Raw genomic sequence first — 11,426 nt, forward strand, 5'->3', positions numbered from 1 at the left:
TGCAGCAGGCGCTTTTTACAATCCGCTGGAGCCGAACCCAGCCGTGTCACGGGCGGTAGCGTCCAGGGCTTCAACCTCCGCCCATGAGGTAGTGATGATGGGGAGGATGATCATCTGCACGAGGTACTGGCCTCGCTCAAAAACAGCGGGCTTATCACCGTTGTTACGGATCTTGATCTTGATTGAGCCCCGGTAACCGGAGTCAATCACCCCAACCGTGTTGGAGAGTGAGCAATCGTACTTAAAGCCGGTGGAGGAGCGGGGAAGAACAAACCCGCCGCACCCCTTCGGCACTGCCACAGCAATCTCCAAATCTGCGGTGACTGTGCCACCAACCGGGACGCGAATACCACGGGGGAGCCCCAGATCTGTGCCGGCATCATCCTCATGCGCCCGGCGGGGTGGGATAGTCCGGTCGCTCAACGCCTTGTACTTAACCTGCATAGGTGGCACACCCCAACTTCTTCTCGATGTCGGCGCGCACCGTTTTCCCCAGCATCGTCCAAGTCCACCCGGTGGCGTTCTTCTTCTTCGCTGGGCGCAGCATCTCATGGTCTACCAGCCACTTTAGGCACGCTTCGGGCATCTCATTCGCTGGGGTGTTGTCCACAAGGAGGAGTTTCAAGCCTCGGGGCATGAGGCGGCAGCATTCCGCTACCGTGTTACGTGTTTTGAAGTGTGATGTTTCTTCGTTGATCATTGGTGGGTGTTCCTTTCTGCTGGCGGTGATTGTGTCGCATTGCAGTGCGCGGTCGTTCAAAGGTGATGAGGGGTGCAGCTCGCCAAGGCCCTGGAATGGCCTATCAATGTCCGCTTATCGCCGCGCTATACCAAACGCGACTCACACCCCCTAGTGCCCGTGAGGGGGCTCGAACCCCTACAGCCTGCCAGCCGGGCTACGGTGTGATTACTCGTCCAAGAGCGACGAGCCCACAGCCACGGCACTATGCGCCCCGGCCTCCAGGACTCGAACGATGATGACTAGTACGTCCGCGATGATGGTGATGAAGTCCATGATGATTCCTTTTCTGCTTGATTGGGCACCATGTTTTGGTGCTTGTGCCCTGTCGGCGCCATGACGCGCCGTGTCCGCATGGAGCAGGGCCTTAGTGGCCTTGCTTACTGCATGCTCATTGTCCTACTTCTTCGGCATAGTTAGCTGCGGCAAGAAGGGCAATGGCATATTGTCGGGCGCCTTCTAGGCTGAACCACTCTTCAGACTCAAACTCGTCCACCGACCGATCAACAGCGATCCCCCCATCCTTAAGAGTTATTTGCCCGTAGTGCCAGCTAAGAACATCTGCGTTGATTATCTTAGGTGGTTCTGGCGCGAGTAGTCCTGCGTCTGCGAGGGCCTGAACTACAGTCTCGTTATCCGGCCACTCTCCTTCGCTGTAGTTGTACTCGTGGTCAAGCAGGTCGAGGACTTCTACTGCCTTGTTGTGGTTGTTCATGCTTGCCCCTTGATTGTGTAGCCAGCTTCAGCAAGTGCTTCTTGATGCGATTCGTGAACGTGAAATGTTGCTATTCCCCCCAGGTCGGTGATCTTTCCGTTTTCATCGGCCTCAAACACCATCGTCTCGGAAACCATGCCAGGGTCATACTCGCCTGCGAATGCGCGCCCTAGCCACGCCATATCGTCCATAGGGCTCATGGCAGATGATGGGGCCAGCTCGTGGTGCGCGGAGGAGGTCAGAATGTAGTTACCGTTTTCTAGCTTCCATAGTTTCTGTGACCCGTAAGGGCCTTGCAGGTCTCGAACGAACGTGACTTGCTGTGATTCAGTACTCATGATTGATCCCTTTATGCCTCGTGGGTGAAAAGCTGCGCGTCGTACTTGCTCACCAGGCGGTACACATCACCCTCGATGTACTCGATGGCTTCATCCTCGAACGGTGGGGTCGCTACGAACCAGAACGGCTCGCGGTAGGTGATGTCCCATCCGGCGCAGTAGAGGGCTTCTGCAAACTCGTCGTAGTCGCCTGCCCAGAAGTGTCCAGTGATAGAGCCCATGCTTTGAGTGATGGTGAGGACATCCTCGATGGTGATGGCTGTTGCGAGTTCTTGCTTCTTCAATTCAGTGAAGCTGAATGCGGTTTTCATGGTGGCGTTCCTTTCTGCGGGGCACCCGTTGCAGCGGGTGTGTTTTGCTTACAAAAGCTAGATTACACTACTGTACCTAGTGTTGTAAAGTCTTGCGTTCTTAGCTGCGCAAACCATATGGATAAGGCGCCTTTTCAGCCACCCACAAATCAACCCACAACTGACCACGCTTGCCCTTCTCCGCAGGCCAAATAATCGCCTCCGGCTTCCCCATAAACCGCGGCGTATCATCCTCCACCAACCCCAACCCCGGAATCTTCTTCGACCCCCGAGAGAGCGCATCACACACCGGCTTTAACGTCGCTGCCAGATTGTCTGTGTCTCGCGCCCGATTATCCCGCGGCCTGTAGTGCATCTGAACCAACAGGTAGCCCGCTTCTTTCGGCATGCGCACATTCCGCGCCAGCAGGTGCACCGCCTGCTGAATGTCCTTCTTCTTCGCAGCGACACCCCACACCGCCCCGCGAGACGCCGGGGACGAATCATTCATACTTAATGGCGGACATTCCCACGGCAAATAGATTGTTGATAGGTGCTTCAAATCGGCCGGGTAGGCCATAACGGTAGGCTGCATAAGGGGGTTATCCAATCTCGAATAGGGTCGGCTGCACGGTAAGAACGCCGCGCTTCTTAGGTGGGGCACTATGCCGCTTCCTGTCCACAGGTTTCCGTAGCCCACGATGGGCGCTCGCCACCCCGACACTCTTTTTCCACTCCGCGTAGGGCTTACGGCAGTGCTCACAAAACCCGCGGGCGTAATGCTTCACCGTGCCCGCCGGCTGGGTCGTATAACGATTCCACTTCACCATTTCTCGGTGGCAATGGCGGCACCTATCCGGGCGGTGCGCCTTAGTCGGCTCGGGGATACTCGGCGTCACCCCAGCAATGCGCGACAATGCCCACAGCGTTTCATCATCACCGCAGCACACAACCCCAGCCTGGATCACATCATTGGCTGGGGTTGGGCCACCCTGGCTAAGCGCAGTACCGGCTGTGAGAGCATCCCTGGCGCATGCTTTCCGCATAGGGCATGATTCACACAGGGCAATGGCCCGGTGCTTATCCTCCGGGGTTGAAGTAAAAGGGGCGATGAAAGCCCGGTTTGTGGACTTGTTGCATGCGGCTTTTGTCACGATTCCCCCAGTGGCTCATTGTGGTTCGTGAACGATCTTTGTCGTTTCGATCCTTTGTGCCAACTGGGGGCAAGGGCGGGTTACACGATAGTACAGGCTAGTACATCATGGGGGCGGGCTGAATATCATCCAACGACTCGCCCAAAGCCACCATAAGACGCAGCGCCTCACGCTGCGTCAGGTCAGCCGACACACCGCAAAAATCCACGGTCACCGCCCTATACTCGTCCCCCGGAGTCCCGTCATTGAACGCGTCGATAGTGATCATTCCGCTGGAGGTAGGGATAGTCTGGGGAGAGGTCATAGGGGGTTCCTTCCGGTCGCTTGGTTCAGTTTTCGAGCATAGAACACTTGTACGACACGGGGTTAGAATGGTGCCGATTCTTCCTGCCCAAAGCCACCTGTGGGGGCGCTATTCCACGGGTCTTGCGCCGGTGACTGCTGTCCCCCGCTCTGGGGTTGTCCGCCACCCTCGCGGGGTGTGCGTGTGACCTGGGCTGTGGCGTAGCGCAGGGACGGCCCTACCTCGTCCACATCGACCTCGAACACGGTGCGGTTGTCGCCCTCCTTGGTTTGGAATGAGCGGGCTTTCAGTCGCCCGGTCACGATGACCCGCATGCCCTTGACGATGGACTGCGCGACGTTCTCCGCCGCCTGCTTCCACACATTGCAGGTCAAGAACATGGCTTCGCCATCTTCCCACTGGTTCGACTGCTTGTTGAACGTGCGCGGGGTTGATGCCACCCGGAAGTTGCATACCGCCGCGCCCGCCGGGGTGAAACGAAGTTCGGGCTCGGCAACGACGTTGCCTACCACTGTGATGTTTGTATCTCCTTGTGCCATGAGCACATCCTTTCTGCTTTGCCCCTGCGGTCAGGGGCGAATGATTATTTGGTGGGGGTTGCAGCCCCCACTAGTTTCTTTAGAATCCGGCCTGCTCGTAGCCAGTAAGATCCACACCAGCCGACATACACGCAGTAACAGCCGTGGGCCCAGCGCACGAAATGAACCAACTATCCCCGTAAATCGTGGCCGAGTTATCCACCTCCCCCGCAGCATGAGCCATAGCCGACGGCGTAACACCCGTATCGTCCACACCCACAACGTAAATGGTAGTACCGTCCTTGCAGGTGAGGCCTTGGTCAATGATGCCAGTATCGTCACACGTCACCTGGGATTGAAGATAGCGGAGGGCCTGGATCGTGGTTTCCCACGTGGCGGGGTCTACCTTCTCCGGCTTCGCCGCGCTCGTGGTCGTGCGCGCCGTCGAGGTAGTGGTGGTGGCCTCCTGAGATTCTGATGTGCCGCCACACGCCGCCAAAAGCGACACGGCCCCCAACATGGTGATGATTTTTAGAGACTTCATGGTGTGTTCCTTTTTCAGAGAGATAATGTGAGATTCTTCTAACGCTCGCCCTTGATGATAAAAGTCATCATCGGGGCGGATACGCCCATGCCCTCCGCTAGGGCGGTGAGGGGCACACCGGCGTGCTGTGCCCGTCGGGAGGCCAGCACCCTGCCCCGCAATGCTTCGTGGACAGCCTCGCGGGCCTGGCGTGCTTCCTCGCGCATTCTTTCCTGCGCCGCGGCGTGAGATTCGGCTAGTGCTTTCTCCGCCGCCCGCGCATCTTGCAGTGCTTTGTGGGCGGCCAGGGCCTCGGCAGTGGCCTTAGCCTTATGGGCTTGGAGTTCTTCGTCGGTCATACTCATTTTCTTGTGCTTTCACTTCCTTTCTATTCTTGTGCATTTAGGTGTCGTCACTAGCGACTTTATCATCTACGTGTAGTGTGATTCTGATTGAGTCCTGCACCCCAAGGTCGGTGTTAGGCCCCCAGCCAAGCATGATCCGCCCATCATCATCCAGCGGCACAATTGGCCCTACTTCGCGTTGTGCGATGCGAGTTTGGTAGCAATCGGGGAATAAGGCGGCATCGTCTTGTGCTTGCTTCAGCTTGGTGAAATAGTCCCCGCTATCCGTCCACTCCCCATCCCACATGTACTGCACCAAAAACAAGGTGTGAGCTTCCGGCCTCATGCGCCGCGCAAGATTTGTCGCAGTTCGCTCACGGCTTCGCTAAAGCTCACGGTCAACGGGCTGGTTGTGTCTTGATAGGTGCTGATGTCGAGGCTTTGCCAGTGCTCGGCCAGCTTCTCGATACCCTCCCTCAGCCTGATTACTTCAGCCACGGCCTCTGGGGCAGACACAGCGAGGAGTGCCTGCCAATCAGCAGTAGTTCTAGACAATGGAGTACTCCAAAAGAAAATCAGCCTCATAACATGGAAAGAACTTGCCCTTTTCGCTACGCACGATGAAACTTCCAGGACTTGCGTATAGATTCCGATCGATTCCTAGGAACGTATTTCTGACATAGAGTTTCCCAAAGATGCTGCTATCATCATTCCACCATGTTGCGGTTCCACCTCGGCTTTTAACCCATTCTTCGATCTGTTGGGCGTTTTTGCGGGTTCCGTCCCATTGTGCGGCCTCGACCTTTTGCGGGTTCTTGCTGTCGATCGTTGATCGTTTCCAGTAATGATTAGTGATTGCCATCGTTCTCTCCCAGGTGTCGTGCCCAATGTCCTCGCGGGCGGTTAGCTCACTAACCTCTTGCATAGCCATGCCCCATGTCGTGCAGCGGACGTAAGACACTCCGTCGATTTCCACACGCCATGGATGGCAGTAGTCATCGTCTTTGCGCACACAGTATCTACTCATTTTCCCCCTATTCTTGGGTTTATCGTCTGTCCTGATCGCTACCTAGACTCCTAGCACGATGACGATCCACAGGGTGACGTACAGAATCGCTAGGGCTGCAACTTCTTCCCGGCTCATGGCTTGGCCTCCCAGTCATGCACGAAACGGCGGTGGGTGAAGTCGCATGCTGTGAACGGTGAAATGTCCTCCAATTTCCATACGGTCGGCCCGCCCTCTTGCCACTCCCCTTTCGCCGGCTCCCCGTCTGCACCCCACGCACGAGGCAGGTCAAAACGCGGGATGAGGCATTTAGTCATTACCGAAGCGTCAGTCCTGCCATCGGTCGCCTTTGGGTCTTGCACAGATGACAAACCGTTCTTGTCATGCCGGTAGATGACGCTAAAGCGCTTTTCAGATGGGTCGGTGTAGTCACACCACATCCCTTTACATTCTTCCCGCTCCTGCGGGGCCATATCGGCCAATGTTCTAGGCATCTGCTTCACCCAGCAGCTTTGCGTAGCTGCGTACCCATTCGTACGGTTCCTCATAAAGGGAATCGCGGGCACTGATCGCCCCGGATCGTCCTGTTTCTCCATCTACATAAGCAGATGATTCTGCAACGTCACCCGTGGAGATGGTGCACTCCATTTCGGAAGCCAGATACTCAGCTATCTGCTTCGGCACATTGTCGTAGATAGAAATGAATCCAGCGTCGATAATCGCTTGTGCAAGTTCATCTGGTTCGAGATAGTCTTTCCCGTTTGAGATGATCGCAGTCAACATTCCCAGCGGAGATAAGTTCCTATTCATTGGCTTCCTCCAGTGCTTTGCGGGCTGCGCGCACCTGCGAACCGGTGGCAACAACCACCATTGGATACATCATCTCTCGCGGCTCGGCAGTCGAGCACATGTAACCCGCGCCAAAGGTTGTTGATGCCACTTCTCGATGCGTGGCGACGAGAGTATCCAGGTCTAGGGCTTCGAGTTCCTCCGCTGTGCGAATGATCTGCGGGGTACTCATTGATTCTTCTCCTCTGCGTAGTTGGCTGCTGCGAGGAATACTCCTGCAATGGCTTTCATATCCTCGGGGTTTAGTCCCTCAAGCGCTTCTTCAGGGAACTCCGTCCACCCGCCGTACAGCCCGTATTCCTTGCTGTAAGAAATCCACCACTCGTCCTTGCCGGGGGTTTGCCACACGGCTTCGGGAGGCTCGCTATCCCACTCTTCGCGGTGCCACTGTGCCCATCCGGGGTGTGACTCTGGAGTCATCGTGGGGGTCGGCAGGTCTGGCGCGAGGAGTCCCGCATCCGCGAGGGCCTGGGCTATATGCGGACTAACATGGTCTTGCATGTCACGGACACGTGGGGCGGTACGACGCGCCTCGGCAATAATCTCCACCGCTTTCTCTAGGTTGCTCATGCTTGCTCCTTTTCTAGAGCCTGTTTCTTATGGAGGTAGTCGATACCCTCCAACAGAATGATTGCTGGCAAAGCCTTTTCTCTGCCCGGCCAAAGCTTGAACTTCGCGGTGGAGTGATCAACCCAGGACCAGGCCTCTGTTATGTCTCCATTACTATCTAGAATTAGAGTATCCTCGGCAAGGCCTCGAAGATCCTTGGGATAGCGCAAAATGTCTCTCATGCTTGCTCCTTGCGGTCTGGTAGAAGCCGGGCCAGGAGGGTGATTTGCCTGTCCGAGCACCAGTTCGCGTAATGGATATCGGCATCAGAGACAACCCAGGGGCAGATGCCATCCATGGGGTGGCATCGCTTTGCTATGACTTCCCGGCCAAATGCCCTGGCAAGATACAGCTCCCCCGCTTTGCAGTCCTCGGGTTTGGGGAGGGGTGCAGGTGATGGTTCCTCTTCGAGGAACGTGAGGGTAGATGGGTCTACATTGCTCCAGTCCCAACCACTACTGATTGCGTCGGACAGGTAACAGACAAAGTATCCCCCATTGCGGTGTTCCCTAGGACTCACCACACACCGCCCGTATTTCTCATGCTCTGCCAGGCGCATACCCTTCGGCAGAGCAGGGCGGGAACCAGTGGAGGGGGTGGCATCCTCCGCTTCTTTCAGCTTTCGCTCAAGTATGTTGATGCGCATTTGCTGCATTCCGAATACACCGTCCAGTGCCTCATCCCTGGTAGCGAGGTACTTATTGTCAGCTATGAGCTTTTTCTTGCCGGCCCACAATTCCTCCAACCGCTTCTGTACTTCGTCACTCTCGCGGGTGAGGTCAGCGACTCTAGTTTGCAGCTCATTGCGCTCGGCGCGTAGAGCGTCAATTTGCGACCGTATATAGACACGGAACGACGTTTTGTTAGCGGCGTCTAGGGCATCGGTGTATATGAGATTGAGCACCTCCTCGACTGGTGCGTCCGTACACGTGATGGTGTGGGTGGTGTTGATGTTGATGCTCATTGCTTCTCCTTATGGCAGTTTGCAGCCTCAGCTGCTTGTCTCGTTTTATGCAGGTTTCCGGCCAGGTCTTTGTATCCAGTGATGGTGGTGAAACGGCCAATGGTGCGCACATCAGCTTCACAATGCACACGACCACAATCAGGGCACGGTGGCTTAATCATGCGTAGATCCTTTCGATGATGTCTGCCTCGAAATCGCATTCCTGGATGGCCCGACGCATGAATGGGTAGGGCTGCACGCCTACCCGCTTGAGCGTCTGCTCTGATTCGTCGGTGAGCTCATAGCTTTCTGGGATAGCATCCATGGCCTGCGCGTCCTCGTCGCCGTCGATCGCTACTTCTGCTTCAACGGTTATCGATATTTGAATACCCACGCCCGGCTGTTGCGGGTGTGTGACATACCCGTCGATGCGCCACTTCTTGTATTCCTCCGGCAGGTTACAGCGGTCACAAGGGCACGTCGAACTGCCGAAGCAGTGCCCGCGCATGTACCTACGATCTTCCTCAGCCAGTGCATTATTCCAACGCCCTCCCATTAGAGTGCCCCCAGCCATACCGGCGGCATGGCGATGACCGCACCGAAGATGAAGCCGATCAGGATACCAAGGACAAGGGTGAGTAGGGCGAGCCGGAGGCGCTTTTCGAGCTGATCCTCCAGCTTAGCGATGCGAGGATCAAGATTGTTTTTAGTGGTCATTGACCAGATTCCTTTCTGCTAAGCCCGTTGCAGCGGGCCATGAGTGAATTTGATTATTGCAAATCTTCGAGCGCGGTCTTGAACTCCTCCAAGGTGTCCATGAACTCGGAGAGCCGCAGCCGCGTCTCATACAGCGTGGAGGCCTGAAAGTCTTTTACGTCGAGCTTCACGATTGAGAACTCCCATTCTTCCCGCCCGTGTAGCCATTCAGCGGTGGCGACCGTGTAGTTACTCTGCCTGTAGGTGCAAACGACTTCTACAGACCAATCGTTGACGAGGGCGTCGTAGTTAGAGATCTCCATCTGGTACGGGGCGCCGTCCGCGTGGAAGATCAGGCTTTGGGATAGTGGCATCGCGTTTCCTTTCTGCTGTTGGCCCTTGCAGAGGCCGGTGAGTGTGGGCGTGATTACGGTATGCGCCCCCCACCCGTTATGGTTACTTCACCGAGAAGTAGGGGAGACCCGGCAAGCAGGCCAGTTCTAAGTCGTCCTTGGTTGCTCCCAAGACCATAGCCACGGAGGCCAGTTCCTGCAGGGCGGTGTTCAGCTTGGCGACCTCGGTGGTATCCGGAACGAACAAAATCCGCTCGTTGTTGAGGAGGCGGTCCTGGGCGGCTGCAGATTCCTGGGAAACCTTGATCAGTGCTTCGTTCAGGTCGTCGCTACAAGCAGCGATTTTGTTTAGGACTGTGGCGAGAGCTTTGGTTTCGACGATTACGGTGTTCATGGTGTGGTCCTTTCTGCTTAGGGGTTGCAGCCCCTTGTTTCTTGCTTACCTTTTTAACAATACACAGCTGTTAGATGTTTGTAAAGTCATAGGGGATAACTAGCAATAATTACCTTTTACGCGCCTCCGCCAGCCGTCGTTTAAGCTCCTCGAAATCACGATCATTAGGCGGCTCAATCTCCGCCAAATCACGCGGGGGAACCGCGCCAGGACGGTATGCGGGCCCCAGCATTCGCCGGTACTTTTCCTCTAGCCTCACGGCCCTAAACCGCTCTAGCTCCGCCTTGCCCGCCGGGGTAGATTCCCACCGCTGTACCGCAATCCTCGCAGCATTCAGGATGTCCCTTGGGGTGCACATCCGATCTCCTACCAACTCGGTTGCCCACACCAGCACAGCATCACGCCATACCGCATCGGGGAGCTCACGATTAAGGGCGATCGCCCAATCGTCTTTTACTTCTGGGCTGGGCACGGGGAACCGATCGGGGGCGAGGTTCTTGCCCAGATGGAGGATTTTCTTCGCTAGATTCGCGTCTACCACGGCAACTCACCCATCTGGACTACTTCCCCATCGATAGCCTGCGAGGCGCTCTGCGGGCCGTATTCCCACGCTTCTAGGGTGTTCTGCACACCGCGCCCCGCATTAGAATTGCGAGCAGGGATGGGATCATCTTCCCAGCAGTCCTGATTCAGCCACGTTGCCGGATGCTTAGTGAACTCCGCTTCACGATTCGGGTCATTCCGATATCGGGCCATGCCGTCAATAATTTCTTCGAGGGGTGCCCGCAGCGCCGCTTTCTCGAATGCTTTACGCGCCGCGCCCTTAGCGGCCTTACGAGGGACGAGATTCCAGAATCGATCGAACGCGTCGGAGATCGATCGATCTTTAGATTCTTCTTTGGGTTCTACTTTGGGTTCTTCTTTGGGTTTGTAGGAACACGTCTTCACCCCACCCTGTGAAGGCGTGTTCACCCCACCACCGGAAGACGTGTTCACCCCATGAGGTGAAGGCGTGTTCACCCCAGTAGGCGTGTTCACGGGTGAAGGCGTGTTCACCCCACTAGTGAAGTTAGTATCAGACTTAGGTGGCTTTCGCGGCTTCACCATCTCCAGATTCAGCACCCACACAGTAGGGCGCTTCCCCGCAGGGAGGTGCTGCACCCAATACGGATCGCCTCGGTAAATCAGCCCGGCTTCCTCCAGCGTGTTAATCGCCTTCTGCACCGTCCTCACAGACACCCCAACATCATCTGCAATGCTGCCGATAGACGGCCAGCAAACGCCCGTATCATCATTGAAGCGATCCGCGAGGGCGACAAGCACGAGGCGGTTTCGACACTGGGACGCATCCCGCTTTAGTGGCGCCTGGCGCAGCGCCCACGAGGTAGCAGCGAGGCTCATAGCTGCACCTCCCCAGCCGGCTCTAAACCGCCGTCAGCGAGCAAATAGAACCACTCGTCACGGATCATCATTGGCACCTGCCCGGGGTCGGGGTGATGCGAGTGCACAATCAGGCCGCGCTCGCGCCCAACGCTCGGATCGACGTGCGTAATGTAATGGTGGCAGGCGTGGCAAAGGGCGGCACCATTCACCACAAGATCATTGTTCCGCTGCCTCCGCTGCCGGTGGTGCCACTCCTCTGGGCTGCCCG

General features: G+C 56.5%; 24 protein-coding genes and 1 pseudogene. 1 reads left to right on the plus strand and 24 read right to left on the minus strand.

Annotated elements, in window-relative coordinates; genetic code table 11:
- Window positions 1-15: 15 nt before the first annotated feature.
- The 6 genes from F4V60_RS09305 to F4V60_RS09325 form a co-directional block, all read right to left on the minus strand.
- Complete coding sequence (locus F4V60_RS09305) at window positions 16-444, minus strand: dUTP diphosphatase (RefSeq protein WP_075730325.1); 429 nt, start codon at window positions 442-444, stop codon at window positions 16-18.
- Window positions 434-700 carry a hypothetical protein gene (locus F4V60_RS12550; RefSeq protein ID WP_075730326.1) on the minus strand — a complete coding sequence of 89 codons (267 nt, stop codon included), beginning with the start codon at window positions 698-700 and terminating at the stop codon, window positions 434-436. Before F4V60_RS12550 ends, F4V60_RS09305 begins: the two co-directional genes overlap by 11 nt.
- A 430-nt stretch (window positions 701-1,130) precedes the next feature.
- The gene (locus F4V60_RS09310) at window positions 1,131-1,454 is read right to left on the minus strand and encodes a hypothetical protein (RefSeq protein ID WP_075730327.1); all 324 of its coding nucleotides are present in this window, start codon (window positions 1,452-1,454) and stop codon (window positions 1,131-1,133) included.
- Window positions 1,451-1,792, minus strand: a complete 342-nt coding sequence (locus tag F4V60_RS09315; RefSeq protein WP_075730328.1) for a DUF7572 family protein — start codon at window positions 1,790-1,792, stop codon at window positions 1,451-1,453. Before F4V60_RS09315 ends, F4V60_RS09310 begins: the two co-directional genes overlap by 4 nt.
- 11 nt (window positions 1,793-1,803) lie before the next feature.
- A complete protein-coding gene (locus F4V60_RS09320; protein ID WP_075730329.1) occupies window positions 1,804-2,103 on the minus strand; it encodes a hypothetical protein in 300 nt (99 codons plus the stop codon).
- Between the two features lie 100 nt (window positions 2,104-2,203).
- Window positions 2,204-2,593 (minus strand): RusA family crossover junction endodeoxyribonuclease, encoded by a 390-nt coding sequence (locus F4V60_RS09325; RefSeq protein ID WP_249041626.1) that lies wholly within the window; start codon window positions 2,591-2,593, stop codon window positions 2,204-2,206.
- A 331-nt stretch (window positions 2,594-2,924) separates the two neighbouring features.
- Between F4V60_RS09325 and F4V60_RS12785 the strand changes: the two genes are divergently transcribed.
- Window positions 2,925-3,137 (plus strand): hypothetical protein, encoded by a 213-nt coding sequence (locus F4V60_RS12785; protein WP_249041627.1) that lies wholly within the window; start codon window positions 2,925-2,927, stop codon window positions 3,135-3,137.
- A gap of 12 nt (window positions 3,138-3,149) precedes the next feature.
- On the opposite strand, the pseudogene F4V60_RS12790 reads toward F4V60_RS12785, so the two are convergent.
- The 18 genes and pseudogenes from F4V60_RS12790 to F4V60_RS09410 all read right to left on the minus strand — a co-directional run.
- A pseudogene (locus F4V60_RS12790) lies at window positions 3,150-3,236 on the minus strand (hypothetical protein); the annotation flags it as partial.
- A 97-nt stretch (window positions 3,237-3,333) separates the two neighbouring features.
- A complete protein-coding gene (locus tag F4V60_RS09335; RefSeq protein WP_075730332.1) occupies window positions 3,334-3,540 on the minus strand; it encodes a hypothetical protein in 207 nt (68 codons plus the stop codon).
- 62 nt (window positions 3,541-3,602) lie between these two features.
- Window positions 3,603-4,079, minus strand: coding sequence for a single-stranded DNA-binding protein (locus F4V60_RS09340; protein ID WP_075730333.1), 477 nt, complete (start codon window positions 4,077-4,079; stop codon window positions 3,603-3,605).
- A gap of 79 nt (window positions 4,080-4,158) precedes the next feature.
- Entirely contained in the window at window positions 4,159-4,602 is a 444-nt protein-coding gene (locus F4V60_RS09345; protein ID WP_075730334.1) for a hypothetical protein, read from the minus strand.
- A gap of 38 nt (window positions 4,603-4,640) precedes the next feature.
- Entirely contained in the window at window positions 4,641-4,940 is a 300-nt protein-coding gene (locus F4V60_RS09350; protein ID WP_141255953.1) for a hypothetical protein, read from the minus strand.
- A 327-nt stretch (window positions 4,941-5,267) separates the two neighbouring features.
- Entirely contained in the window at window positions 5,268-5,480 is a 213-nt protein-coding gene (locus tag F4V60_RS09355) for a hypothetical protein (protein WP_075730337.1), read from the minus strand.
- On the minus strand, window positions 5,473-5,937 hold the full coding sequence (locus tag F4V60_RS09360; RefSeq protein WP_141255951.1) for a hypothetical protein: 465 nt from the start codon (window positions 5,935-5,937) through the stop codon (window positions 5,473-5,475). The genes F4V60_RS09355 and F4V60_RS09360 overlap by 8 nt, the downstream gene beginning before the upstream one ends.
- A gap of 480 nt (window positions 5,938-6,417) precedes the next feature.
- Window positions 6,418-6,741, minus strand: a complete 324-nt coding sequence (locus tag F4V60_RS09365; protein ID WP_141255949.1) for a hypothetical protein — start codon at window positions 6,739-6,741, stop codon at window positions 6,418-6,420.
- Complete coding sequence (locus F4V60_RS09370; protein WP_075730341.1) at window positions 6,734-6,952, minus strand: hypothetical protein; 219 nt, start codon at window positions 6,950-6,952, stop codon at window positions 6,734-6,736. Before F4V60_RS09370 ends, F4V60_RS09365 begins: the two co-directional genes overlap by 8 nt.
- Entirely contained in the window at window positions 6,949-7,350 is a 402-nt protein-coding gene (locus F4V60_RS09375) for a hypothetical protein (protein WP_075730342.1), read from the minus strand. The genes F4V60_RS09370 and F4V60_RS09375 overlap by 4 nt, the downstream gene beginning before the upstream one ends.
- Window positions 7,347-7,571: a hypothetical protein gene (locus tag F4V60_RS09380; RefSeq protein ID WP_075730343.1), complete on the minus strand. Its 225-nt coding sequence runs from the start codon at window positions 7,569-7,571 to the stop codon at window positions 7,347-7,349. The genes F4V60_RS09375 and F4V60_RS09380 overlap by 4 nt, the downstream gene beginning before the upstream one ends.
- Window positions 7,568-8,353: a hypothetical protein gene (locus F4V60_RS09385; protein ID WP_075730344.1), complete on the minus strand. Its 786-nt coding sequence runs from the start codon at window positions 8,351-8,353 to the stop codon at window positions 7,568-7,570. The genes F4V60_RS09380 and F4V60_RS09385 overlap by 4 nt, the downstream gene beginning before the upstream one ends.
- A gap of 157 nt (window positions 8,354-8,510) precedes the next feature.
- Window positions 8,511-8,840: a hypothetical protein gene (locus F4V60_RS09390; RefSeq protein ID WP_075730345.1), complete on the minus strand. Its 330-nt coding sequence runs from the start codon at window positions 8,838-8,840 to the stop codon at window positions 8,511-8,513.
- Between the two features lie 47 nt (window positions 8,841-8,887).
- A complete protein-coding gene (locus tag F4V60_RS12555) occupies window positions 8,888-9,049 on the minus strand; it encodes a hypothetical protein (RefSeq protein ID WP_157105734.1) in 162 nt (53 codons plus the stop codon).
- A 53-nt stretch (window positions 9,050-9,102) separates the two neighbouring features.
- Window positions 9,103-9,402, minus strand: coding sequence for a hypothetical protein (locus tag F4V60_RS09395; protein WP_075730346.1), 300 nt, complete (start codon window positions 9,400-9,402; stop codon window positions 9,103-9,105).
- An 82-nt stretch (window positions 9,403-9,484) separates the two neighbouring features.
- Complete coding sequence (locus F4V60_RS09400) at window positions 9,485-9,775, minus strand: hypothetical protein (protein ID WP_075730347.1); 291 nt, start codon at window positions 9,773-9,775, stop codon at window positions 9,485-9,487.
- Window positions 9,776-9,884: 109 nt separating this feature from the next.
- Complete coding sequence (locus tag F4V60_RS09405; protein ID WP_075730348.1) at window positions 9,885-10,316, minus strand: hypothetical protein; 432 nt, start codon at window positions 10,314-10,316, stop codon at window positions 9,885-9,887.
- Complete coding sequence (locus F4V60_RS09410; RefSeq protein ID WP_075730349.1) at window positions 10,310-11,176, minus strand: helix-turn-helix domain-containing protein; 867 nt, start codon at window positions 11,174-11,176, stop codon at window positions 10,310-10,312. Before F4V60_RS09410 ends, F4V60_RS09405 begins: the two co-directional genes overlap by 7 nt.
- Window positions 11,177-11,426 lie beyond the last annotated feature (250 nt).

It is taken from the genome of Corynebacterium flavescens (genome assembly GCF_008693105.1).
In the GTDB taxonomy this organism is placed as follows: domain Bacteria; phylum Actinomycetota; class Actinomycetes; order Mycobacteriales; family Mycobacteriaceae; genus Corynebacterium; species Corynebacterium flavescens.

Coding starts and splice junctions, on each gene's coding strand:
- F4V60_RS09305 (WP_075730325.1), bottom strand. CDS start 444: ATGCAGGTTAAGTACAAGGCGTTGAGCGACCGGACTATCCCACCCCGC.
- F4V60_RS12550 (WP_075730326.1), bottom strand. CDS start 700: ATGATCAACGAAGAAACATCACACTTCAAAACACGTAACACGGTAGCG.
- F4V60_RS09310 (WP_075730327.1), bottom strand. CDS start 1,454: ATGAACAACCACAACAAGGCAGTAGAAGTCCTCGACCTGCTTGACCAC.
- F4V60_RS09315 (WP_075730328.1), bottom strand. CDS start 1,792: ATGAGTACTGAATCACAGCAAGTCACGTTCGTTCGAGACCTGCAAGGC.
- F4V60_RS09320 (WP_075730329.1), bottom strand. CDS start 2,103: ATGAAAACCGCATTCAGCTTCACTGAATTGAAGAAGCAAGAACTCGCA.
- F4V60_RS09325 (WP_249041626.1), bottom strand. CDS start 2,593: ATGAATGATTCGTCCCCGGCGTCTCGCGGGGCGGTGTGGGGTGTCGCT.
- F4V60_RS12785 (WP_249041627.1), top strand. CDS start 2,925: ATGGCGGCACCTATCCGGGCGGTGCGCCTTAGTCGGCTCGGGGATACT.
- F4V60_RS09335 (WP_075730332.1), bottom strand. CDS start 3,540: ATGACCTCTCCCCAGACTATCCCTACCTCCAGCGGAATGATCACTATC.
- F4V60_RS09340 (WP_075730333.1), bottom strand. CDS start 4,079: ATGGCACAAGGAGATACAAACATCACAGTGGTAGGCAACGTCGTTGCC.
- F4V60_RS09345 (WP_075730334.1), bottom strand. CDS start 4,602: ATGAAGTCTCTAAAAATCATCACCATGTTGGGGGCCGTGTCGCTTTTG.
- F4V60_RS09350 (WP_141255953.1), bottom strand. CDS start 4,940: ATGACCGACGAAGAACTCCAAGCCCATAAGGCTAAGGCCACTGCCGAG.
- F4V60_RS09365 (WP_141255949.1), bottom strand. CDS start 6,741: ATGAATAGGAACTTATCTCCGCTGGGAATGTTGACTGCGATCATCTCA.
- F4V60_RS09370 (WP_075730341.1), bottom strand. CDS start 6,952: ATGAGTACCCCGCAGATCATTCGCACAGCGGAGGAACTCGAAGCCCTA.
- F4V60_RS09375 (WP_075730342.1), bottom strand. CDS start 7,350: ATGAGCAACCTAGAGAAAGCGGTGGAGATTATTGCCGAGGCGCGTCGT.
- F4V60_RS09380 (WP_075730343.1), bottom strand. CDS start 7,571: ATGAGAGACATTTTGCGCTATCCCAAGGATCTTCGAGGCCTTGCCGAG.
- F4V60_RS09385 (WP_075730344.1), bottom strand. CDS start 8,353: ATGAGCATCAACATCAACACCACCCACACCATCACGTGTACGGACGCA.
- F4V60_RS09390 (WP_075730345.1), bottom strand. CDS start 8,840: ATGCGCGGGCACTGCTTCGGCAGTTCGACGTGCCCTTGTGACCGCTGT.
- F4V60_RS12555 (WP_157105734.1), bottom strand. CDS start 9,049: ATGACCACTAAAAACAATCTTGATCCTCGCATCGCTAAGCTGGAGGAT.
- F4V60_RS09395 (WP_075730346.1), bottom strand. CDS start 9,402: ATGCCACTATCCCAAAGCCTGATCTTCCACGCGGACGGCGCCCCGTAC.
- F4V60_RS09400 (WP_075730347.1), bottom strand. CDS start 9,775: ATGAACACCGTAATCGTCGAAACCAAAGCTCTCGCCACAGTCCTAAAC.
- F4V60_RS09410 (WP_075730349.1), bottom strand. CDS start 11,176: ATGAGCCTCGCTGCTACCTCGTGGGCGCTGCGCCAGGCGCCACTAAAG.